The organism is Paenibacillus peoriae (genome assembly GCF_022531965.1).
GTDB classification, from domain to species: Bacteria; Bacillota; Bacilli; order Paenibacillales; family Paenibacillaceae; genus Paenibacillus; species Paenibacillus polymyxa_D.
In genome coordinates this window covers 545,087-565,520 of sequence record NZ_CP092831.1, presented here as the reverse complement: position 1 = coordinate 565,520, position 20,434 = coordinate 545,087, and the positions used below count along the sequence as shown (strand labels likewise).

Sequence of the window (20,434 nt, the reverse complement as noted above, 5' to 3'; positions counted from 1 at the left end):
TCCCTTCTTGGTATTAAAGCAGGCCGCCGAAGCTTACGCCGCCAGATTTTTGAATTTCGTCTTCTCCAGAACCACCTTGAGCGGAACCACCACGGCTGTTCTTTACAACTTGTACGTCAGTAGCCAGCGCTTGGACCTTCTCAGTCAGCGGTGCTAGTGCCTTAGTAATCGCATCAGTCAGAGCGTTTGCTTGCGGTTCAGCAGGTGGTTCTGTTCCCGCTGGCTGCCCAGACTCTGCCCCTTCTTGTTTCTTTAATTCAGTAACTTGCGTCGACAGGGTTTCTACCTGCTTGGCGATTGGAGCCACGGCAGCCTGTACAGCCTTAGCAATATCTTCAGCGTTCAAATCGTCTTCCTCCTCGGACCCCTCATCTTTTTCAGGGTCGGTTTTTGTTTTTAATTCGGTTAATGCAGCAATGGCATCATCAATGTGCTTCAGGTTGCCCGCAGAAATCTTCTTCCCTGCTTTAGCAATCTGTTCAGGTGGGCTACCGATTGCCTTCACAATATCCTCTTGAAGGAGCACTTCCTGAGCGATGTCCACAAAGTCCTGAAGGGCTTCACGAATTACTTCGGGGTCGCTCTCCATGCCGCTCTCCCAACTATCCCAACGAAAAAGAACCGCATTCAAGGCATCCTGAGCAGCCCAAAATTCGCGGTTCTTACGGTTCTTATTGTATTTGTCAGCGACTGCGCCTTTTTCAATCAATCCCATTGCACCGAGCGCTTTAACGATTTTACTCAAGAGCCCTTTAGATACCTCCCCGTCTTCCTTGATCTCTTCCCGCTTACCGACACCCCACATCGAGAAGCCAGTAATCTCGCCTTTCTGAATATCATCCCAAGTGTCGTTATCCGTTACCTTTACCCCGGCCACCCAGGAGCCTTTAATAATAGTTTGTTCACCGATCTCCATGTCACAAGGAGCAATATAGGATTCGACTACATAGCCTTTGTCAGTGTCTAAATCATGTTGCTTATCGATGTTGTAAGTATGCTGTTTCTCCATGAAGAGATGGGCAGCCTTCTCAATTTCCTCCGCATCCATCTGATCCCCATGAGCGTCAGCCACGTCCGGCTGGTATACCACGCCGATTACAACCCTTTTGGCATCGTCAACCTTCGCAATCTGTACTTGCTTCTGGATGGCATTTTTCCCGGCAGATTTAATGATTGCAAATGGAACACCGTTCGCTCCTTTATCAACAAGGGAAATATGAGTAATCTTTGCATCCTTCAATTTAAAGGTCATATTCTCTTTCACCTCCCCTCACAATTAATCCAGTACCAACTGCATCGTGCAGCGACAGTTTACGATTTCCTTTGCCTCCCCGGACGGATCACCGGGATACATCAGTTTACTGTCACCAACTTTAAACGGTTCATCCAACGGAACCACCTGACCATTGGCCTTGCGATGGCTCCTGCGGGTACGTGTGCCAGCAGCAGACCGCCATTTCTTTCCCTTGGCAATCTCCGACTGCTTCCAGCCCTCCAACTTGCCACCGTTGGCGGCTGCTGTGCTCATGGTACGTGATACCCGCTGCGCACGCTGCATACTAAATGGACCATCTTCCCCGCTGGCTGCTTGAGCACTAACCTCCTGCACTAGTAATGCCCGCTCGGAAGGTGCAGCCCCTTCCTCAATGGCTTTGCCGAAGCTACGCAGCAACACATCCGTAGAAGCTTTGTTCATGTCTGGAACCAGCTTTTTAAGCTTCTTGGTAAAACGCCCAGCAGCCTTGTTGCTAGTGCTCCATACCTTTTCCTTGTCCAACGCGGACAGCTCTGTTTCTCCGGCCAAATGAAACAACGGTTCAAATGCTTCTTGGACGGCCTGCTCGAACAGCTCCGCGAATACATCCGTGGTATGCAAGGCAATAAGTACCTTACCCAGCTCCCCGATATCACCCAGGGCATCCTCGCTTAGTTCCGAAATGGCATCATGAAGGGCTTGCCCCTGTAGCTCCAGAATCTCAGTTATGCGATCCTCGCCCTGCTTGTACAGTTCTTCCAGCACCTTACGCTCAACGTACGACAATTCCAAACTATCCAAAAATTCATCGTCGTCTGCTTTGACAATCAACTTCCAGCAGGACTCACACATGTAAGCCAGCCTCCTTGTCAGCCTGTTTTAACAAGCGTTTGGCAATTGTAGCCATCCGGTTCTGAAGATCGTCTGTATCACCGTTTGATTCCGGATCGAGCAACGCCGGTTGGCTGCTGGCAAGTTGCGCAATAGGTGTGTCCAGGTATTCCTCGGTAAACTTGGTTTCGTCGATGGTCGTCCCCAACACATCCTCAGCAATCGGAATCAGATCCCGAACCAACATAATCCCACGGTCTGCGATAAAGTCCAGCATAGCCTTACGATCCGCAGGGTCTATAATCTTCGGCCCTCTCAACACGGCACGCACTCGGAAAATGTCCATAGCCGGGAACAGGCGTTTATTAAATATCTCTGCCATAATCCACTTGCGGTATGGTTCAAAAACCTGTTCCTCAGCAAAGCGTAAAGCTGCATCGGCGGTCGCCCTGTTATAATCCGAGCTTTGACCGACCAAGATTGGAGGCAGCCGGAAAGCGGACAAGATATCAGCTTTTTTCTCCTTCCCGTATTCCAGGAACAAGGCATCCTGCTGTAGAAGGTCATTCAGCTTGTCCAGCTTGATAGCAACCTTCTCGACTTTCTCATCCATCGGGCCGCCCGTCTCTTCTCCCTTGGCTTCAAGGTACAGGATACCTCCTTGAGATTGTGAGCCCTTCACGTTTTTCAGCAATTCCATCGATTGCTTGGTAAGGCGACCATTGGTGACGGTCAAAATCATGGAGAGCATACGCCCGTTGGAAAAATAGGACACGTTCAGTTCCTCAGCTTCGCGACTGCCAACCACACCAGGCGCATTGCCGAACCATCGTGGCTCACCATAAGGGCCGTCATGACCGATGCGAAGAGGGATGATCTGATTTTCCTCTTTACCTTCATCTACATCTGTCCCAAAAAGTCGGAACCACACGACAGATGTATTGCGCTTCATAGCATAGCGACGGGTATAGATTTCCTGCGAAAATTCCTCTACCTGCTTTGTGGAGCTGATTCGCCGCTTGCGTTTGATAGTCGCCTTGTTACTTTCCTTCGTACAGCGGACATATTTCGGGTTCATCCGGAAAATGGTCGGGAACTCCGAACCTACAGGCCAAGCTACCTCGACATGAGCCATCCCCGTACTTTCCAAATCGTCAATCAACTGACTGATGATTTCGTCCGGGGTATCCTCCAGATTGCAAGTTTCAAGGAACTTTTCGGCTTTGTTCCATTCATCCAGTGCAGTTTCGTCGCTCTCTCCTGGCAAATACTCTAAGGCAATGCCATAACCGGCTATGTTACGCTTGTATGCCTCAATGCACTGAGGTATGATATTTGAGTTTTTGACCAGCAGCTTACAGGAAGCAGGGTCATTACCGAGTGCAAAGGGTAACAGACCGTGAAGATCGTACAGATCGTCAAATAAATCCGGCAATTGAGCACTGGACGGTATATGCCGTTCGTCGTCTGCTTTGCTGATCTGAAACCATTGTGCATTTCCTTCACTCATTGTTTAAATCCACCCCACTTCCTCGTTGTAATCATCACGGGACTCTGCCCGCTGCTGCTGTTTCTTTTTGAACCATTCAAACCATTTATCAGCCACCTGCCGGACCTGCAACGCAATGGAATACGCCAAGATTCTGTCATCATGGCACCCACTGTCTGCCTCAGCCCTGCCGTTCTTGTCTATTAACGTCATGCACTCGCTGTACAACTCTGGACAGTAGATATCGAAAAGCTGATCCCTGATCGCTTCTTTAAAGTCACTGATCATGACAGGGCGAGTTGCCTGGTTGGTGTTCCACCCCATGGTTCCCTTCTTGTGCATGAACAATAGCGGATAGTGGCAAGTATTGAACAACGTATTCAGAACGGATTCCCCAGTGTTGTTGTTCTCCACGGCCAACAGTGCCGTGTTGTAATACAAACCAAGCGTGTTCAACTTTTTACCATACAAGTCGGTGTCCCATTTGCCATGCAGAGCTGCGCACATTTCCCCTGTGCGTTCCTCTATTACGTAAGCAGCATCATAGTCGCCATCTTCCTTACCCTTAGCAGTATCAGCCGCTAGAACGTACCTTTTTCCTTGCTCCGGCTGCCGATAAATAACCAGCTCGCCAGCATGCGCCAGGATGATCTTGTTTTTAACAAAATCAATTTCGTAGTGACTGCCAATGATACTGATTCCATCCCGCAATTGTTTGATAAATTTGTTATCAAAGATGCCTTCACCGGATAGTAAGAAAGCATCATCAGGCTCAGAAGGGTACTCCTGGTCAAACTGCCGCGGATCGCCGCCGCAATCGTTTCGAATGGTATACCGCCGCCATTGCAATTGTTCATCGTCCAAACTATATTTTGCTTTTAGCTCCCGTTCTTCTTCGGTTAACTCAAAGCCTGGCGGAACTGGCTTACGATAGTCAGGCATTTCGAACCACGCAAAAAAGAGCGGAGTAAAATCACTCTCGCCCTTAACGGCTGCATCCCACATTTTTTTGAACTCTTCCATGCCATTAGCTGTAGATTCGATCACGCCCAAACTACCAGGCTCTTTGGACAGAGCTGCCAGCAGGGACAATAGATGCTTCTTTTTCTTCTTGGCTGGCCAGAACGCCACCTCTGAAGCATGCAGGTAATGAATCGTATCCGAACGGGCAAGCACCCGACTTTCCGCAGTCTGTACAGTGATCTTCGATTTCAGCCCCGGATTCCTACGGCGGTCCGCTGTCCGAATCGTTGGATTCTCAAAGGTGAGTTTCTTAGCATTGTTCTTTCGGCTCATTGGCTTGATGATTGCTGGCACCTTTTCATAATAGAACTGGAACATATCATAAAGGTTGCTGGAGGCATCAGAAGACTGCGCAACGATAAATGCGTTCTTGGCTTCTTGCAGGGACGTGAAATAATAGATCAGCGCTTCCGTGACAGTGGAAAAACCCATCTGCCGGGCTTTAAGGATGATAATCCGGACAGGCTTGCCAGCTTCGATTTGCCTAAATACTTCACGGACAAATGTCCGTTGAGCATCATTGAGCGTCAGCGGCATAATGCGGCCGCTCTTCGTCTTGATCTTGAGCATACGCCAGCAGAACTGTTCAAAATCGGCTAGAATCCCCTTTAGCTCATCTAATTGTTTAGGCCGATCTCTTAGTCGCTGTTTTGCTCGTTTGCGATGCTCCTTAGCAAGAGTAATTACCATTCGTCGTCATCTTCCTCATCGTCTTCATCGCCTTCGTCCCCTTCCGGGCCACCATACCCTAACAACTTGCGTTTCTCCAGCTCCAGCCGTTCGCGCGCTATCTCCAGCTTTTCTTCCTCCTGCTGCAAGCTGGCAATAAGGTTAATGACCCGAAGCTTTTTATCACGGGTTTTGACCAATGCTTCTTCCTGTTTCAAAATCTTATCCAGCTTGGAAGTAGTGACGGTTGTAATTTCCGTGACCTTCATCCCTTCGGTTTCAACAGACAGACTTATTTGCTTACCTGTCTTCAGGCTAGTGTAAGGAACCTTGTCTTTACGCTGGTGTAACTCCTGTTTGATCTTCTTTTCCTCGTCGGTCAGGCCAGCTTCAAGCTGCTTGACCCGGCGCATGTGTCGCCGTTCTTGGATAGACAGCATAATAAGCTGTTCATTGAGCTGTGCCAAAGGAGAAGTATCAATCTGATCAAACAGCTCTTGCTCGTCTTCCTCCAAGGCATCCAGAAAGATAGTTTCATACATCCCTGTCTTAAGGGCCTTCTTGTTGCGATAGGGACCGCCCGGCCCACCACTATTACCCTTGGCGTTTTGGTTACCTGGGGGAGCACCGCCGCGATTGCCAACAGCATTTTTGTTCCCCTTTGGCGCTCCCCTTGGATTAGGAGTGTTCCCTTTCGTTCCATTTGGAACGTTCCCATTGGACGAATCAAAAACGTTCCCTTTCAATTGATCCTGCCAGCGGTCCATAGACTTCCATTTGCGTACCCTTCCCTCAGGAATAGAAAGAGCGGCGGCGATGTCTTTTAGCTTCATCGCTCCGCCGCTCTCCAGCCACATCTGTTTTGCTTTGTCCCGTTCAGGGCTCCGTTCTCTCGCCATGTTACACAATCACCACCCCCAACAAAAAAAGCGAGCCTCATTGGCTCGCTTTCCCAGCAATTATATTTAAAAATTCGTATTAGTACTAGTCCGAACTCCGAGCTTTCCAGACATGGAGCCAGAACCACTACTTAAACTAACATAAAATTTCCCTGCGGACCACGCCTTGCTTGAATTTAATATTTCATCGAATGTTTTACCCGGTTTTACCGTTCCACTGTACTTTTCCGCACCAGATACACTTCCCTGATTTACGGTAAAGGATATAGTAGTGTTTCCTGTATTTCTCAAGTACAGTCTTACATATCCATATCCTCCTTTAATGTCAAAATCAGCAGAATCATTAAATCCAGCTACTGGACGGTCGACAATTTGTCCATCAGTAGCTTGTGGAGTAATGACATGGTCGCCTGTGGGTGTAGTAGCTGGAGCTTGAGTCGCCGTAGTGGATGTATTTGCGGAAGTACTTACAGCATCCGAATCCGCAAAGATCGCACTGGGTACAGCAATAGCTCCCCCAATTAGACCTAGTGCCAAGGCTGGTACAATAAAATGTTTCTTCTTCAAAGCTTATTCCTCCTATATTTGTATATTTAACTACCACCTCAGTCTACTAAAAGATTCCATGTTTTTAATTTTCCTTACAATATAATCATAATCTTGTTTAATAAATCCATATTTATCAATCAACTAGCAAGATTATTAGGGGCTTTTACAGCTCGTCCTTCTGAAGCTTTATATCCAATTCAATCAGACGATCCAAGTCCTGGACCGTCTGCATTTTTATATTTCCAGCTTGCAGGTCTTTGACCCACTGAGCTATACCAGCTTTAACAATCTTCCGGTACTGCGCCTTGGATTCGAGGATTCCCTCGACGATCTCTATCTCACGTTGTAGTAATGCATCTTGTTGTTCGTTGTCTGTTCCCATTGTCGTATCCCTCGGCTTTCCTATATACTGGAATGCGAGACAGCGGATGTTCGCAAAATGCCACGCGTGGCGGGCCGCTGTCTCAGCCGGGGGATACCCTGGATTGGGGGGGAGGACGTTACCGCGTCCTCCTTTTTATTATGCTGTTGGAACTACACGATGAATAAGTACAGGCTCAATGCCGGTGGACTCTTGGTATCGCTGTTTGATTACATCGCAGAACTTCGGATCAATCTCCATGGTCCTGCAAGGTCGGTCCATTTGATCACAAGTCATCAGCGTGGACCCGCTTCCTCCAAAGAGATCGACAATAGTATTACCAGGTCGGCTGCTGTTCTTAATTGGTATGGCCAGGAGCTCAAGAGGCTTCTGTGTTGGATGAACGTACTTCCCGACATCTCCACGGGATACCTCCCAGACCGTCGATTGCTCAGGCTCTTCTACTGGCAGACCAGAACGCCAAACTGTAGTTTGCCGGCGGTCACCGTACCAAGAAGGGGCCTTTTTCTTCAAGTGGGCGTAGAAAACAGGTTCATGCTGCCAACGATACTGCGACCAGCCGAACGATGCCGCGTTCTTAACCCACACGCACTGACTCCGAACAACAATACCTGCAGCATTCATGGCGTCTTCGAATTCTCTCTGATAGGACGAAGGATGGAAAACGTAAATACCTGCTGCCGGATCCATCAAACTGGCATAACGTTCAAAAACGGAATGCAAAAAGCCCACAAATTCCTCTGCAGGCATGTCGTCATTTTGTATGCTGCTGCGGCCATCGGCAGCCAAGCGTGCCGAATCACTCTCGACAGCGACGTTATAAGGTGGATCAGTCACAACCAATGCTGCCAGCTCTCCATCCATCAAACAGCCGACATCCTCTTCACTGGTAGAGTCCCCACACATCAATCTATGGGGACCAAGCTGCCAGATATCACCCCGCTGTGTCTCAGGCACATGGATGTTATCCAATGCACCTTGAACATCGAAATCATCCTCAACGACTGGAACTTCAATCTCCGTATCTGGAACAGTACCAAACTCTGCGATCAGATCCTCAAATTCCTCCTGTTCAAAGCCAGACAACACCAGATCGGCTCCATCAGCCTGCAACTCACCCAACAATCTGCCCAAAGCCTCATCATCCCAACGACCAGACACCTTGTTCAAAGCGATGTTTAACAGCTTCTCCTGCTGATCGTCCAGATCCACGACAGAAACCTGCAGCTCAGTGTGGTCCAGCTCGTTGACCAGGATCTTATAACGTTGATGGCCACCGACCATATTTCCTGTGCGTTCGTTCCAGACGATCGGCTCTACATAACCGAATTCCTCTATGCTGCGCTTCAGCTTCTCATATTCAACATCGCCAGGCTGAAGGTCAGCACGGGGATTGTAGGCTGCTGCATTAATCTGATCGATCGACACGATTCTAATGTTCATTTCTATCACCTCGAAAAAGTTTTGTTGTCCTTCTAAAGTATCCGTGGACGCACCCGTATAAGGAAGTGCAGCAAGCTCCGCACCTTTTTTAGACCATGGCCCGACTATAAGAGTAAAGGCGGAATTATGCCAAAGAAACACGTTTCAATCCCCAAGAAAAGAAATTTTCAGATGGCCGCAACCGGACGGGGGGATAGAACGATAGTTAAGGTACAAAACACTAGGAGGAATTTCCACCATGACAACTACTGAAATGATTTATGAACTTGCAAAGATTGCTCTCGATAAAACGATACCTGCAATTTGTACTATGATGGGTGCATACTTCCCAGCCCATGCACTAATCGTGAAAGGGACGAAACAAAAAAGGACAAACCCTAAAGGTCGTCCTCGTTGATTATATTTAGGTGTATTAAAGTACTGCCTTAACCGCTAACCATAATGCATCGCGAAGTTCCGTGTGAACGATCACGCTGCTGAGTCTGCCGTCTGGCAATACAAATTTCGGAATATCCCATCGATCATAATTATACGTTGCAACATGACTATGTTTGAATGTGAATTCGCTTTTTGCTTTATCTTTAATGATTGCAATCATTTGACCGATTGATAGCAGAGGTAATGCTTCACCAGTATTGAAGTCTTCAACAAAATTCCTAACCCCTGAATTCACAAATGGTCCTTCATACTTCAATCCATCGTCATACTTGTACAACACGACGTAAAGGTCGAACCTGCCCGGGTTGCTTGAATACCACCATTCCCTGAGGTGATCCTTCTGATCTTGCGATAACTCTTCCAACTGTTCGATTGTGATTAGCTGCTCCAAATTGGACACCATCCTTTTGGGCAATAATACCACAGAATTGTGTTGAGTTGGTTTCAACGTTTGGGTGACCGTCATATACGTTCATACGCTCACTCAGACGCTGTTCTCCGCTCTTCAATCGACTGATCCCTGTAATCGGACGTTCTCATATAAACAAGCTTAGAACGACTCACATTCCATCATATGAAGGCAAAAGAAAAAAGCACCCTTATGGATGCTTAAACTTTGTAATACTTCCCGTTTTTCCTCAAAAGCAATCCCTCATCAAATAATTGATTAACGGTATTTTCGATATCCACTATTCCCAAACCTATTTCATCTGATAACATCTTTAAGGAAACACCTTTTTCACCATTTTCTATTATGACATCAAATATGGCACTTATAAGATTTTCTTTATGATAGTACCTTTTTACCCCGCTAGATTTCATTATTTCTTTAGAGTTCAATTTGTTGTTTAATTTTGCATTTTCAAGTTTAAGCATTGCTTCAGTAAGAGTGTGTTTGAGTTGCTCATTTGCTGTATTACTTTCTTTTACCTGTTCTAGCAAATCCACAACCTCAATGAGCTCATTTTGAACCTTTTTATTTTGAAGTAAATTCATAAAATTGCTTTCATCTACAAAATCACTCGGCGCATATAGGACTTTGTGTTTAAATAGTAGTACCAAGAAAAATGCTGTTACTAATCCAATAGGGAACAACATTACAAACCACACAAAGACGCTTTGGATTTCTAATGGAAGTCCTAGTAAAACTGTAGTACCAGCCAATTCTGCAATTCCCGCGAAGATTGCTATTATTGTAAGTGGATTCTGAACTTTGCTTTTATTGTTCACATTTCTCAACTCCCCCGAACAATAATAACCGGATTTCCAAAATGATACAATATGTGACAATCAACTATTTTTAATACAAACAGGTCTACTACAAAACTGTTTAACCCCATCCCATCTCCCCCATACACAACCTTTGCATTTCTTCGGCTGTTTTGGTGGGCTTTCAACGGGAGCAAAATTCCTTTCTTCTGCTTCTTCTTCAAACCAAAAATCCTTTCAAGGCAATAAAAAGAGCCACCCAAATGAGTGACTTGTATCTGCCTATGTATTTACAGCACCAAATCAACTAAGGCGCTTATTTAAAACCCGAAAAAAGAAACAGCGATAGGTTCTATTCCCGCAAGCGGGATGCAAAACGCTACGCTGTTGCATAAAAGCATTGTACTTAGTTACTAGAGAGGAAGAACAAGACCATTTTACTGAGCTGCCGAAATTCAAGTCAAAACACGAAACTTCGATGCAGCACAGAAATAGCGAAATAACAGAACAAAAGCTGCTCTTTCCTCACTTTTTCGTAATAATAATGACGCGTCGGGGAATTGAACCCCGCAACAAAATCTTTCGGACTGGGTCTGGTACGATGTTTCCGCCGGTTAGCAGTTTTCCCTCGGCCTGTACGAGCCGCAACAAAAAAGCCGGCACATTGACCGACCTCATCGCCGAAGTATTAGCACCTCGGTTCGTTCCTTATTTGATTTTCCATGATACAAATTTACCACATAAAAAGTCCAGTGGCGCTCCATAAAACGTTCATTTTTCATTCAAAAAACAATCACCTTTTAAATCCCCGATTCATGACCTTCCTCTTTGATCTTCTTTCTTCAACTTCTTCAAAAGCGCCATTTACATAAGCACTTATATACTTGTTCCATTTTTTTATATACAAGCAAACAAATATGATTGCGAAGGCCACTCCTAATACTACCCCTAGTGTAATATTTAGGTTTTGAAGGCCACCTCTCAAATCATCTAAAAGCGATGCTTGATCTTTCAAAATGTCTTTCGATAAAAAAGTCACTAACTTTTCTAAATCCTTTTCCTCCCCTATATTCTCTTTGTATAGCATCATCTTGGTTTCATGCCACCAATCAATAGGCTTAACCGATTGCTGCAAATAAAATGTTAATGGCATTAGGGCAGTTGAAAAAAATAATGAAATAATAGCCATTATTACACCAAGACTCTGACCCGAACTAGTCTGGACATTGATACTTGTCTTTATTGCCTTTAATTCATCATACGTATGATCGGCAATAAGTTTTCTTTTAAAAATCTCTCCTTTTTCCATCGAGATATCCCCAAATATAGATGGTTTGAGATCGTACTTGCCCTTTAAGTACCTGCTAGCTGGTCCTTTACCCGAAAAATTCACTCAAAAAAACTCCCTCTTTTATTGCTAGATTTTAAAAACTTGTTAACAAACTTCTACGATAGTTTTTTTAAAGTTTTGATGTCTTGTCGATAGCTGATTTAGTCAATTCAGCTAGTCTTAGATTATTTTGGCTCATCAAAGCTTTAACTTGTTCAAAATCCACATCACCATCTGTGTGACCAATTTTATTTCTTAACCAAGTAAAAATACATTCTCGTCTACTCAGTACCTTGTTGTGATGCTCTTTTTTATACCCGTTTCTAACTGCAAAATTGCAGACCTTATACTGTCCTCTCCCTGGCAAAATAAATTCTAAAATACTATATAAAATCATAAATTTAGCTATAGGATCAGTATTATTCAAAGCCGTTCTATATAGCTTCATATAATTTAAGTTTAAATTATTGTTTTCAAGGCTCCCCAATACATTTTCAATATCGCTCGATTCGATAGGCGACATAATTGAATAATTCACTTCCATCCTCGATATTATTTCTGACTCTACAAAACTGCTGCGGATGTATTCACTCCTGCCAAGCCCTATATCTTTTATATAAGAAAAATGGTTAAAAAATTGATCAGCTAGTTTATCTCCCAACTTCTCTGCCGACTCGAAAGAAATGCCTTTGGAAAAGTAAACCGAAATAATAACCTTCCCATTTTTAGGAGCATTCTTAGGATCACTAATAGGTTCATTAAGTGTTTTCACTTTTATGACTGAAATTTCAGTGGCTGAAGGAACAATCGAAAATTCTCCCTCTTGTAATAAAGAAACTGATTTAGCTGAATACATAATATAATTATCCATCTGGTCTCTCCTTTCATTCCATAAGTAATATCGGAAACTTTCCCATTGTAATATCTAGCGAAAAATGTCGAAAAAACAGATCAAAAAAAATGGTCTGTTTAAGATACTGCCACTCCATCATTCTCTTCCCTGATCACAGCTAATCTTAGCGCCACAGCAAGTATGCTTATCGCATCAGCCTTAATCCGTCTAAATGAGCTCTCACTAATTCCCATCTCGCCACAGCTAATGTAATCAAACTCGCCCTCATCATCCAGGTAACTCCGCTGAATCACCTCACGCTGCATGCTGGACAGCTTGCTCATCGCCAGCTCCAGCAGCCTATCTTTCGACTGAAGCTCCGCCTCTTTATCAACGTTATAAGTGGCGATGTCTTCCGTCTGCTTACTGATTGCATTAGTGGATTGATGCTCTCTATAAGTATAGGACTGCATTATAGCAGCCTCGCGCCTAACAAAACCAATCTGCCGATACTGCCGAATCGTCTCCAAATATTCCTCCACCGCAAGGCGGGTAGCTTTCTCATCGACCGGCAGAATGTTAAAAGTAAGCTGTAAGTTGTTTTTTCTTCTTTTCCCCATCATGTTCCCCTCACCCGTGGTATAATTGATGAGGTTTAAGAGTAATGACCCCCGCGAGCCCGGCCAAGGAATGCGGGGGTTGTTTGTATTCTTGTGGAAGACGAACAGCATTACATCTCTTCCTTTGCAATTTTCATCGTTTCTTGTACCAATTGCTTCGCATAGTCCCCATTTGGTCTCGGAGCATCCAACACATCGTATATATCCTGTAAATGAAGCAACACACGCTCGTTCGTCCCTGCCTGCTGACGGTCCGATGCTTCCGGGTCAAAACCGAGCAATCGCATCGTATCATCCAGTTCCAAACGCATATCCATGAGCCGCTCTATCGCTGCGTTAATGTTTGCCAAGGTTCACACCTCCTTAGTAGCAAAGTCCTCTGAATTTCAAACTTTAGTCATCACTCTTCCAAGATGTTTACCGTAGTCGTAGACTTCTTAGTAGTTGTTCCATGTCACTCACCCTTTCAAAATTCTTTTTGGGAAATATGAATCTTTCTATTAAGTCTGCCGTTATAACAAATGAGGTGATATTTATGACGTATAAAAAAATAAAACGCTGGACGAAGACCGTTTTAAAATTACTTTTTATCGTGAATGTAACAGGACTTGTTGTTTTTATAGGCTATCTAATATTTGATGTGCTTACTGACAAAAAAGCGCTAGTAAGTACTCCAGCTGTTAACTCAATTGCATTAATATTAGGAATGCTTTCACTTCCGGGAATAGTTGTTCAACTGGTATCTCTGCTTAACATCAATGAGAAGAAAACTTTTTCATTGACTTCCCAGTGCCCTCATTGCAGACATTTAGTTGAAATGAAAATGAAAGAGGATTAAGATCATACGTTCCGTTTTATAGGTGCAAGTGGCCACCATAGTCCGTGAGGGTAGGGGCCACGCTGCAAAGGATTTATATTAAACAGCAGTTGATTGAGCCATTTGCTCTTTAACGCGACCTTTGTACTTGGTCAGTTGAGTGTTGAGCTGACCTGTTGTCATACCAACATCCACTGCAATGTCGCGCCAGGTAACTCCTTCTTTTCGCTTCTGTTCATATAGAGCAGGGAAATCAAGGGTCAGATCTTCGAACACTGGGCGTTTCTCCAAAATGTAATTCTCCAAAGTATCCTTATCGATCTCTATGGTTTCGGGAGCTTCATGCTCTTGATCAGATCCTTCAGCAGCTCCGCTGGCCTCATCTTCACCAAAGTTCATTTCACGAGGGGCAGAATCATCGCCTCGCTGCCCATTTTCCTCACCAGTTTCACCCTCTTGATCATCTCCAACTTCGCGCATCCATTCCGGAATATCGTCGAAAGCTTCCTCGCCTTCCTGATTACCAGGCTGCTTGTCCTGACCAGCTTGGTCGGTTTGTTCCTGCTCTCCTTGCTCGGCTTGATCGTCGCCTGCAGGTGTATCGTCCTCTGCTTGCTCTGGGCCAAACATTTCCGCTTGGTTTTCATCGTGTTCTGGTTCCGGCCTTTGGGCAGAAATAACAACTCCAGATGCGTCCGCAGTTACACGGCGGCCTGTCCATTTACGGTACATATCATCGTCTTGGTCCTCAAAATCAAAACTGGCCTGCGGATCGCCCAGAAGCACCTGAATTTCTTTGTTTAAGCTGCTGGTCAGAAACTCAAGATTTTGCTGAGCAACCTTGTGTGGAATTGTCAGCTTGAGCTCCACGTCTTTGTCACCAAATACAATTTTGTTAGCTGTTGTAGCCATGAATTTTGCGTAATCTTTCCCCATGTTAAATCACTTTCCCCTCTTGGTTTTTTTAGTAGCTGGTTTCTTAGCTGGTGGATACAAAAGATTGTGAATTACTTCCTGCTGCGGTTTAATCAACTGAACCGGCTCATGTATGGCCCGGACGATTTGAGCCAATACGAATGCGTCACGGACGTTATCACTGGGGTCTTCAAATCCCCATCGCTTGTAGATTGGAAGAATCAAATCTTCTTTGCCGCCCCTTCCTACTCCAGTTGCAAACTTTTTAAGCGAATTAGGCGCTACCTCAATATAGGACTGCTTGCGTACGTAAAGGCCGATACGGATCGCCCAACCTATTGCATATTGCTGACCTACATAGGCCCCAGTCGAGCCGTGGGAAAAATTCTCGATAGCTACACAGTCCGTTCGTTCTATCAGTCGAAGGGTCCGAACAACAACATCGTTAATGCGTCCAGGATCTTCCCCTACCCCTTCGATCTCAATTTTCTTAAGCACATTCCCTTGTGCGTCCAATATCACGATGCCTGTCTTTGTGGAAGGGTCAACGCCTACATAGCGGCTAATCATTTCAGCACCTTCCTAAGCTCAGAAGCTGCATATTGCAAAGCCTCAGCCGCCCCGGATTCGGACGTTTCCGCTTTTGTCTCTAAATCGTCAATAACGCGGTAAATCTCATCAGTGCAAACTGTTTTCATCAATGTTTCCTTCCCCTCTTCTTGTGCTTGCGTGACATCTTTACTGGGAACATGGCCGAGTCAAGCACAAATACCTCGCCTATCACCCTGCCGCTTCGGTTTCGTACAGTTTGCTTTAACTGAGTTTGATACATCGGGTCCTTTATCTGGCGCTGCATGACCCGTCACCTCCAGCGATAGGCCAGTCACCAAGAATCAGGCGAAATTCGGCCATCCCCTCAGACAGCTCGCTCCGATCGATGTCCGGCAGCTCCTCGAGTAATTCCGATTCATTCGGAACTTGTCCAGTACGGACAAACCGATGTTTCAGGTACTCATAGACGCTCCAGCGCGTCCAGCATGACGGCTGCATCAGGCCCGTACCTTGTAAGGCTGCAATGCTCCATAGTGCTTATTTAGCAGCCACCGCTTTCCTGAGAATTTGTTTAGCAGCACGACCCCATCTGCTGTTTCCCGTTCTGAGACCCAGTTGTCCAGTGTCACACCTGGTCTGGCCTTTAACAATCCAATCTTTTGCTTTTTGGTGAGTCGTTTCCCCTGTTTCATGTCCGTTCCTCCCCTACGCGATTTGTTGTGTGTCTTTCTCAAATTTGAGTTTCACTACTCCAGTAGGACCATTACGTTGTTTTGCGAGGTTGATTTCCAAGATACCCGGGTCCGGTGTATCAGGATTGTAATATTCGTCCCTGTACAACAAGAGGATATCGTCAGCAACCGCGCTGATTGCGGCGCTGCCTGATAAGTCTGAAACGAATGGCCTTTTATTCTGCCGACTCTCCACATCCTGCTTGACCTGAGATAAGCCGATCAGTGCGCAGTCACAGTCTTTTGCCGCCTTCCGTAGCTTCTGACAAACCCTATGCAAACCAGAGCCGCTGTTGTCGTTTCGTTCAGCAGGCTCAACCACTTCCTGCAGGTAGTCCACAATGACCAAATCAAGCCCTTCTTGTCGCTTCAATCTGCGCATTTCGGAACAAATGTATTCCGCAGTCACGCCTCGGCTGTCGTCGATATGAATTTTTCGTAAAAACTCCATCTGCATAGAAATTCGCTCGATCTGTTCGGGTTTCAGATGCCCTGAACGTATGGCTTGCAGGGGAATACTGCACAGATTAGCGATCATCCGGTTATAAATCTGCGCCTTGGACATTTCCAAGCTAAAGTCCGCAACCTTATGTCCTCGCTGGGTGGCCCGCATCTTAATTTCATTGGCGACGGCTGACTTACCCATGCTGGTGCGGGCTCCTATGACAACCAGGTTAGTACGCTGGAACCCTAGCGTCAGTCGGTCCAATGCTGACCAGCCTGTCATAATGCCAAGCGCTCGGGAAGGGTCTTGCGTTTTAAGTACCAAGTCCTCATACCACTGGATGATGTCGTCAACCACCGTATCCTTTTGCAATGCTTTAGGACGAATATCCAGTGAACGCTGTTCAAATTCATCCAGTAATTCCTCAAACCCGCCTGATGACAAATCCAAAAATTTATCACGGTATTCACCGACCAAATCCAGCGCTTTACGACGAGCATCAGTTTCGATGAGCTGCCTGATATTCTGCTCCAGCATTGAAACTGCAACGGCAGAGCTGGCCAGTTTAGACAGGTAAGAAACTCCACCCACCTTTTCAAGATGCTTTTCGAATACCGTCACCAACATAGTCATGGATAGTTCCTGTTCAGTCCGATGTAGTTCTAGTATCATTTTCAGCAGATTGCGATGCCAAGGTTGCGTAAATAAGCTTGGTTCTAGTGTTACGGCGACTTCCCCAACAAGGGAGGGGTCTCGAAAAAAGGAACCTAATATTTCAGCCTCAAGTAACTCCGTATTCAGCAAGTCGCTGCTCATCTGCCTTTCTCATCAAGATCGTAATGGGGTCGTCTTCCCGAATTTCTGCTTCCGCCGGTGAAGCCCGATCCATTCGGCGTTCCGTTTCCGGTCCCCCGCGTTTACGGTATCCTTCCAGCGTGCCACGTACATAAGCCAAACTCTTTTTCTTCTGTCGAACGGCTTCCCTCATGGCTTTCAGGAGCCATTCTCCACCGTAATCGTCGAAAAGGGCTCCCAAGTCTTCGGTTTCAAACGGGGTCACTTTCCCGTTATCTGCAAAATTGTTTTCGTAAGCGCGGTAGATATAGCCAAAGGAATGATCCGAGGGAATCTCTCCTCCCCCACCCCTTTGTTCTGTATCTAACTCCTGTACAGTATCTAAAGATGTAGTAGTGTTTTTTTTAATAATTGCTTTAAATATTGTTTTAGAGAGCCGAAATCCCTTGGTATGACAGGAAAAATCACGCTTCACAGTTACCTTTTTAGTAACTGGCGAGTTACCTTTTTGGTAACTGAACAGTTGCCTTTTGTGTAACTGAGTTACCTTTTTAGTAACTCGGATCGGTTGCTTTTTTGGTAACTCAGTTACTTTTTTAGTAACTGGTTTGCCGAGATTTGGGGTATGAGTTTCAATGTTAATTTTGATTAAATCGTTCATCATTTTGGGGTCATATCGTTCCACCACATCGACAGTCCACATGTCATAGTGCTTATTGATCTGGAACACATTCATGTGCTCGTCCCAAAACAGAACATGATTTTCAACCAGCTTTTTTAGTTCCTTTTTGATATGTTCCTTACGAACACCACATAGCTCAAAATGTTTAAGCATAGGGATTTTGGCCGATGGCTTCCCGCATCCCCAGCTCAGCGTGAGGACAAAATCAATAATATCCCGCTGCCGCTGAGTAAACTTCCGCCGGATCAGCTCTCGATGTATTTCATGTGATATGCGTATATGTGCGTCCGTAGGCTGAGGATTTACATTGGAGTCCACCGGCTTCACCACCTAATCTCTTGCGATTTTTATATAAATACCGTTCGCTTCTTCACACCGCCCAGAATCATTTACACACTCTGCTCCCTATCATCCCGCAGAAATATATAAGGGTACTTAGCTCGAACCACTGTCCAACCTGGATAACCCCGCGCGAAGTATTCTCGTACCTCGCGTTTAAAGGCTACAGGGTCGGACTCTTTAATCCGCCAAATGTGTTCACCGATCATGCTGCGTAACAGCGGCTTGCCGGTAATCTCATCTATAGAACTCATTCAAATTCCAGTTCGTCCTGACCTGATCCATCAGCAGGCTGCTGTGAATCAGTGTTATTTGGCTGAACTGTGTCACCTGTCTGATGTGTTTCACCGTCTTTAGGTTCAGTTGGCATATCAAAGACAAAAGGTTCATCGTTTGGAGTGATATCTTTACGTACCGTTTCATCCTGAGTAACCGCAGAAGCAATTTCCACGCTGATGGGTAGCCACTTCCATCCGGAACGTACAACTGTCTTCTTGCACATTTCGGTATAGTCAGTCACCCAAGGCCCTTTACTAGATGCCTTGGAACGTTTCCTATGCTCCTCAATCTCGCTGATCGGCATGTAATGGATAAAATGACCGCCGTCATTAAACTTGGCAACCATATAAGCTCCGATGATTTTGCCCGACTCCTTCGGTTGTTCATCTTTGCGCAAAAACCAAGGAACGTGCTGCAATTTTTCCTCCAGCCCATATGTCAGCTCAATGAAATCATTTTCATAGACTTCATGAGCGGCAATAGACTTAATGTTTCCAGACCGTCGTGCCAGATCAATCATGCCCTTGTAGCCGATGATGAATGTGGCTTCTGTACCGTATGGGATGATGTAGCAATGACCGATCAGGCCTGGTTCCAGACCAAGCTGTGCCGCTTGCATGACCGCCCCCATGAGAGACGGCATAGAGCATTCCAGTAGCTTCGGATTCGTGCGAATCGTCGTCAGGGCAATACGACTGAGCCGATCAATGCTCATATGCTTAGGCATAGCCTCCGCAATCTGATACTTCATTTTGTCCATATAAGCGGCAATGGTCTGAGAAGGTGTAGGCGCATCGTTTTTTGCCCCAGCCGCCTTGTCCTGAAGCTTCCTCTCCAATTGATTGTTACTGCGTTGTCCTGCCATAATAGCCTCCTTACTTCACCAGAAAACGTCTTGAAGACGTGGTGTTTGCGTATTTTTCAAAGATGTGCGGTTGTTCCTGCTTCAAGCGCTTAGTGTCCAGGCGTGTTGTTTGACTGGATTTCCATGTCAGCACAGGTTCACCGTCATAAACTGCCATTTCATGGTCACCCATCACGGCTTTCAGCTCGTTCTCCAACCGCTTAACCTGTTCCGCAGCCACTTGTGCGTTCTCTTTAGCGGCAATGAGCTTGTCCACAAGCAATGCCTGATCTTTCTCCAGCGTAATTTCTGTCGCTGGCCGAGAAGCAGGATACAAGCGATTCAGTAGCTCAGTCGAAGCAGCGCTACCGTCTACCACCGGGGGAACCCTTGGAATTACATGCTTGTTCCAAAACTCGTCCTCGATCTGTATGAGAGAATCAATAATGCCCTCGTTTCGTTCGACCAGCTTGTATTGAAATTTCTGACCACCGATCAGAACGGCAAAATACCCGTAATCCACACCAAGTACGGCCATGTAATGTTGGAGCTGAATGGCATATTCATCAGGAACCTGATCGTCGGCCCATTCGCTCAGCTTATAGGCGCTGGCTGTTTTACATTCCAGGATGCCAAGTCCTCGACCACCCTTGTCTAAAATCAGGCGGTCCACGTTACCCAACATAAATTTATGTGTAGGGTGCTGATACATCTTATTGCTGCGTTGCACACGCAACCCAGTTTGGCTCATAAACTCACGAGCGACTAAATCCTCTAACTGGTTGCCCCAGTAAGCTGCTTCGCCTGGTTCGTCTGGTACAATCTGATCCGTTTTTTCTAAAAAGACACCAACGGGTGACTTGTATCGGTTCAGCCCAACGACAGCAGAGGCATCAGAACCACCAATGCCGCGTTTACGCAATTTCAACCATTCGTCACGTTCAATACCTTTTGTAATAGCAGCTACATTCATAGCCATATATATATCGCTCCCTCTTGTTAGGAACGGCCACCCATGATAAGATGGCCGTATTCACATATTTAGTTTTCAAAAGATCAGTGATAG

The 20,434-nt window shown here is 45.7% G+C and carries 25 protein-coding genes; 2 read left to right on the top strand and 23 right to left on the bottom strand.

Annotated features, from left to right (window positions below):
- Nucleotides 1-13: 13 nt before the first annotated feature.
- The 8 genes from MLD56_RS02535 to MLD56_RS02500 form a co-directional block, all read right to left on the bottom strand.
- Entirely contained in the window at nucleotides 14-1,252 is a 1,239-nt protein-coding gene (locus MLD56_RS02535; RefSeq protein ID WP_029517838.1) for an XkdF-like putative serine protease domain-containing protein, read from the bottom strand.
- A gap of 24 nt (nucleotides 1,253-1,276) precedes the next feature.
- Nucleotides 1,277-2,107 (bottom strand): phage minor head protein, encoded by an 831-nt coding sequence (locus MLD56_RS02530; RefSeq protein WP_029517839.1) that lies wholly within the window; start codon nucleotides 2,105-2,107, stop codon nucleotides 1,277-1,279.
- Nucleotides 2,100-3,596: a phage portal protein gene (locus tag MLD56_RS02525; RefSeq protein WP_029517840.1), complete on the bottom strand. Its 1,497-nt coding sequence runs from the start codon at nucleotides 3,594-3,596 to the stop codon at nucleotides 2,100-2,102. The genes MLD56_RS02530 and MLD56_RS02525 overlap by 8 nt, the downstream gene beginning before the upstream one ends.
- Nucleotides 3,597-3,599: 3 nt before the next feature.
- Nucleotides 3,600-5,288: a terminase large subunit gene (locus tag MLD56_RS02520; protein ID WP_029517841.1), complete on the bottom strand. Its 1,689-nt coding sequence runs from the start codon at nucleotides 5,286-5,288 to the stop codon at nucleotides 3,600-3,602.
- Nucleotides 5,282-6,166 (bottom strand): phage terminase small subunit-related protein, encoded by an 885-nt coding sequence (locus tag MLD56_RS02515; RefSeq protein WP_029517842.1) that lies wholly within the window; start codon nucleotides 6,164-6,166, stop codon nucleotides 5,282-5,284. The genes MLD56_RS02520 and MLD56_RS02515 overlap by 7 nt, the downstream gene beginning before the upstream one ends.
- Nucleotides 6,167-6,232: 66 nt before the next feature.
- Nucleotides 6,233-6,733 (bottom strand): hypothetical protein, encoded by a 501-nt coding sequence (locus MLD56_RS02510; RefSeq protein ID WP_029517843.1) that lies wholly within the window; start codon nucleotides 6,731-6,733, stop codon nucleotides 6,233-6,235.
- A 145-nt stretch (nucleotides 6,734-6,878) separates the two neighbouring features.
- Nucleotides 6,879-7,097, bottom strand: a complete 219-nt coding sequence (locus tag MLD56_RS02505; protein WP_013372024.1) for a hypothetical protein — start codon at nucleotides 7,095-7,097, stop codon at nucleotides 6,879-6,881.
- A gap of 138 nt (nucleotides 7,098-7,235) precedes the next feature.
- Entirely contained in the window at nucleotides 7,236-8,540 is a 1,305-nt protein-coding gene (locus MLD56_RS02500) for a site-specific DNA-methyltransferase (RefSeq protein WP_029517844.1), read from the bottom strand.
- 238 nt (nucleotides 8,541-8,778) lie between these two features.
- Here MLD56_RS02500 and MLD56_RS02495 point away from each other — a divergent pair, with 238 nt between their 5' ends.
- A complete protein-coding gene (locus MLD56_RS02495; protein ID WP_161627005.1) occupies nucleotides 8,779-8,937 on the top strand; it encodes a hypothetical protein in 159 nt (52 codons plus the stop codon).
- A gap of 15 nt (nucleotides 8,938-8,952) precedes the next feature.
- On the opposite strand, the gene MLD56_RS02490 is transcribed toward MLD56_RS02495, so the two are convergent.
- The 6 genes from MLD56_RS02490 to MLD56_RS02465 all read right to left on the bottom strand — a co-directional run bounded on the left by MLD56_RS02490 (nucleotide 8,953) and on the right by MLD56_RS02465 (nucleotide 13,319).
- A complete protein-coding gene (locus MLD56_RS02490; protein WP_029517845.1) occupies nucleotides 8,953-9,369 on the bottom strand; it encodes a hypothetical protein in 417 nt (138 codons plus the stop codon).
- A 218-nt stretch (nucleotides 9,370-9,587) separates the two neighbouring features.
- Nucleotides 9,588-10,208: a hypothetical protein gene (locus MLD56_RS02485; protein ID WP_029517846.1), complete on the bottom strand. Its 621-nt coding sequence runs from the start codon at nucleotides 10,206-10,208 to the stop codon at nucleotides 9,588-9,590.
- Nucleotides 10,209-10,980: 772 nt separating this feature from the next.
- Nucleotides 10,981-11,496 (bottom strand): hypothetical protein, encoded by a 516-nt coding sequence (locus tag MLD56_RS02480; protein ID WP_241113461.1) that lies wholly within the window; start codon nucleotides 11,494-11,496, stop codon nucleotides 10,981-10,983.
- Nucleotides 11,497-11,647: 151 nt separating this feature from the next.
- Nucleotides 11,648-12,388 (bottom strand): methylamine utilization protein MauJ, encoded by a 741-nt coding sequence (locus tag MLD56_RS02475; protein WP_029517862.1) that lies wholly within the window; start codon nucleotides 12,386-12,388, stop codon nucleotides 11,648-11,650.
- 98 nt (nucleotides 12,389-12,486) lie between these two features.
- Nucleotides 12,487-12,969 (bottom strand): ArpU family phage packaging/lysis transcriptional regulator, encoded by a 483-nt coding sequence (locus MLD56_RS02470; protein WP_029517863.1) that lies wholly within the window; start codon nucleotides 12,967-12,969, stop codon nucleotides 12,487-12,489.
- Between the two features lie 110 nt (nucleotides 12,970-13,079).
- The gene (locus MLD56_RS02465; protein ID WP_029517864.1) at nucleotides 13,080-13,319 is read right to left on the bottom strand and encodes a hypothetical protein; all 240 of its coding nucleotides are present in this window, start codon (nucleotides 13,317-13,319) and stop codon (nucleotides 13,080-13,082) included.
- Nucleotides 13,320-13,504: 185 nt separating this feature from the next.
- Between MLD56_RS02465 and MLD56_RS02460 the strand changes: the two genes are divergently transcribed.
- Nucleotides 13,505-13,807, top strand: coding sequence for a hypothetical protein (locus MLD56_RS02460; RefSeq protein WP_029517865.1), 303 nt, complete (start codon nucleotides 13,505-13,507; stop codon nucleotides 13,805-13,807).
- A 78-nt stretch (nucleotides 13,808-13,885) separates the two neighbouring features.
- On the opposite strand, the gene MLD56_RS02455 is transcribed toward MLD56_RS02460, so the two are convergent.
- From MLD56_RS02455 to MLD56_RS02420, 9 genes are all read right to left on the bottom strand, one after another.
- Nucleotides 13,886-14,722, bottom strand: coding sequence for a hypothetical protein (locus tag MLD56_RS02455; RefSeq protein ID WP_241113460.1), 837 nt, complete (start codon nucleotides 14,720-14,722; stop codon nucleotides 13,886-13,888).
- A gap of 6 nt (nucleotides 14,723-14,728) precedes the next feature.
- On the bottom strand, nucleotides 14,729-15,271 hold the full coding sequence (locus MLD56_RS02450; protein WP_049817009.1) for a hypothetical protein: 543 nt from the start codon (nucleotides 15,269-15,271) through the stop codon (nucleotides 14,729-14,731).
- Nucleotides 15,268-15,402: a hypothetical protein gene (locus MLD56_RS25950; protein ID WP_277397972.1), complete on the bottom strand. Its 135-nt coding sequence runs from the start codon at nucleotides 15,400-15,402 to the stop codon at nucleotides 15,268-15,270. The genes MLD56_RS02450 and MLD56_RS25950 overlap by 4 nt, the downstream gene beginning before the upstream one ends.
- A 348-nt stretch (nucleotides 15,403-15,750) precedes the next feature.
- Nucleotides 15,751-15,945 carry a DUF6906 family protein gene (locus MLD56_RS02445; RefSeq protein ID WP_013372040.1) on the bottom strand — a complete coding sequence of 65 codons (195 nt, stop codon included), beginning with the start codon at nucleotides 15,943-15,945 and terminating at the stop codon, nucleotides 15,751-15,753.
- Between the two features lie 13 nt (nucleotides 15,946-15,958).
- A complete protein-coding gene (locus MLD56_RS02440; protein ID WP_029517869.1) occupies nucleotides 15,959-17,245 on the bottom strand; it encodes a replicative DNA helicase in 1,287 nt (428 codons plus the stop codon).
- Nucleotides 17,211-18,224: a replication protein gene (locus MLD56_RS02435; RefSeq protein ID WP_029517870.1), complete on the bottom strand. Its 1,014-nt coding sequence runs from the start codon at nucleotides 18,222-18,224 to the stop codon at nucleotides 17,211-17,213. Before MLD56_RS02435 ends, MLD56_RS02440 begins: the two co-directional genes overlap by 35 nt.
- Nucleotides 18,225-18,295: 71 nt before the next feature.
- On the bottom strand, nucleotides 18,296-18,499 hold the full coding sequence (locus MLD56_RS02430; protein ID WP_080658635.1) for a hypothetical protein: 204 nt from the start codon (nucleotides 18,497-18,499) through the stop codon (nucleotides 18,296-18,298).
- Complete coding sequence (recT, locus tag MLD56_RS02425) at nucleotides 18,496-19,389, bottom strand: recombination protein RecT (protein ID WP_029517871.1); 894 nt, start codon at nucleotides 19,387-19,389, stop codon at nucleotides 18,496-18,498. The genes MLD56_RS02430 and recT overlap by 4 nt, the downstream gene beginning before the upstream one ends.
- 10 nt (nucleotides 19,390-19,399) lie before the next feature.
- Nucleotides 19,400-20,347 (bottom strand): YqaJ viral recombinase family nuclease, encoded by a 948-nt coding sequence (locus MLD56_RS02420; RefSeq protein ID WP_029517872.1) that lies wholly within the window; start codon nucleotides 20,345-20,347, stop codon nucleotides 19,400-19,402.
- Nucleotides 20,348-20,434 lie beyond the last annotated feature (87 nt).

Coding starts and splice junctions, on each gene's coding strand:
- MLD56_RS02535 (WP_029517838.1), bottom strand. CDS start 1,252: ATGACCTTTAAATTGAAGGATGCAAAGATTACTCATATTTCCCTTGTT.
- MLD56_RS02530 (WP_029517839.1), bottom strand. CDS start 2,107: ATGTGTGAGTCCTGCTGGAAGTTGATTGTCAAAGCAGACGACGATGAA.
- MLD56_RS02525 (WP_029517840.1), bottom strand. CDS start 3,596: ATGAGTGAAGGAAATGCACAATGGTTTCAGATCAGCAAAGCAGACGAC.
- MLD56_RS02520 (WP_029517841.1), bottom strand. CDS start 5,288: ATGGTAATTACTCTTGCTAAGGAGCATCGCAAACGAGCAAAACAGCGA.
- MLD56_RS02515 (WP_029517842.1), bottom strand. CDS start 6,166: ATGGCGAGAGAACGGAGCCCTGAACGGGACAAAGCAAAACAGATGTGG.
- MLD56_RS02505 (WP_013372024.1), bottom strand. CDS start 7,097: ATGGGAACAGACAACGAACAACAAGATGCATTACTACAACGTGAGATA.
- MLD56_RS02500 (WP_029517844.1), bottom strand. CDS start 8,540: ATGAACATTAGAATCGTGTCGATCGATCAGATTAATGCAGCAGCCTAC.
- MLD56_RS02495 (WP_161627005.1), top strand. CDS start 8,779: ATGACAACTACTGAAATGATTTATGAACTTGCAAAGATTGCTCTCGAT.
- MLD56_RS02480 (WP_241113461.1), bottom strand. CDS start 11,496: ATGGAAAAAGGAGAGATTTTTAAAAGAAAACTTATTGCCGATCATACG.
- MLD56_RS02475 (WP_029517862.1), bottom strand. CDS start 12,388: ATGGATAATTATATTATGTATTCAGCTAAATCAGTTTCTTTATTACAA.
- MLD56_RS02470 (WP_029517863.1), bottom strand. CDS start 12,969: ATGGGGAAAAGAAGAAAAAACAACTTACAGCTTACTTTTAACATTCTG.
- MLD56_RS02460 (WP_029517865.1), top strand. CDS start 13,505: ATGACGTATAAAAAAATAAAACGCTGGACGAAGACCGTTTTAAAATTA.
- MLD56_RS02455 (WP_241113460.1), bottom strand. CDS start 14,722: ATGGGGAAAGATTACGCAAAATTCATGGCTACAACAGCTAACAAAATT.
- MLD56_RS02450 (WP_049817009.1), bottom strand. CDS start 15,271: ATGATTAGCCGCTATGTAGGCGTTGACCCTTCCACAAAGACAGGCATC.
- MLD56_RS02445 (WP_013372040.1), bottom strand. CDS start 15,945: ATGAAACAGGGGAAACGACTCACCAAAAAGCAAAAGATTGGATTGTTA.
- MLD56_RS02440 (WP_029517869.1), bottom strand. CDS start 17,245: ATGAGCAGCGACTTGCTGAATACGGAGTTACTTGAGGCTGAAATATTA.
- MLD56_RS02430 (WP_080658635.1), bottom strand. CDS start 18,499: ATGAGTTCTATAGATGAGATTACCGGCAAGCCGCTGTTACGCAGCATG.
- recT (WP_029517871.1), bottom strand. CDS start 19,389: ATGGCAGGACAACGCAGTAACAATCAATTGGAGAGGAAGCTTCAGGAC.
- MLD56_RS02420 (WP_029517872.1), bottom strand. CDS start 20,347: ATGGCTATGAATGTAGCTGCTATTACAAAAGGTATTGAACGTGACGAA.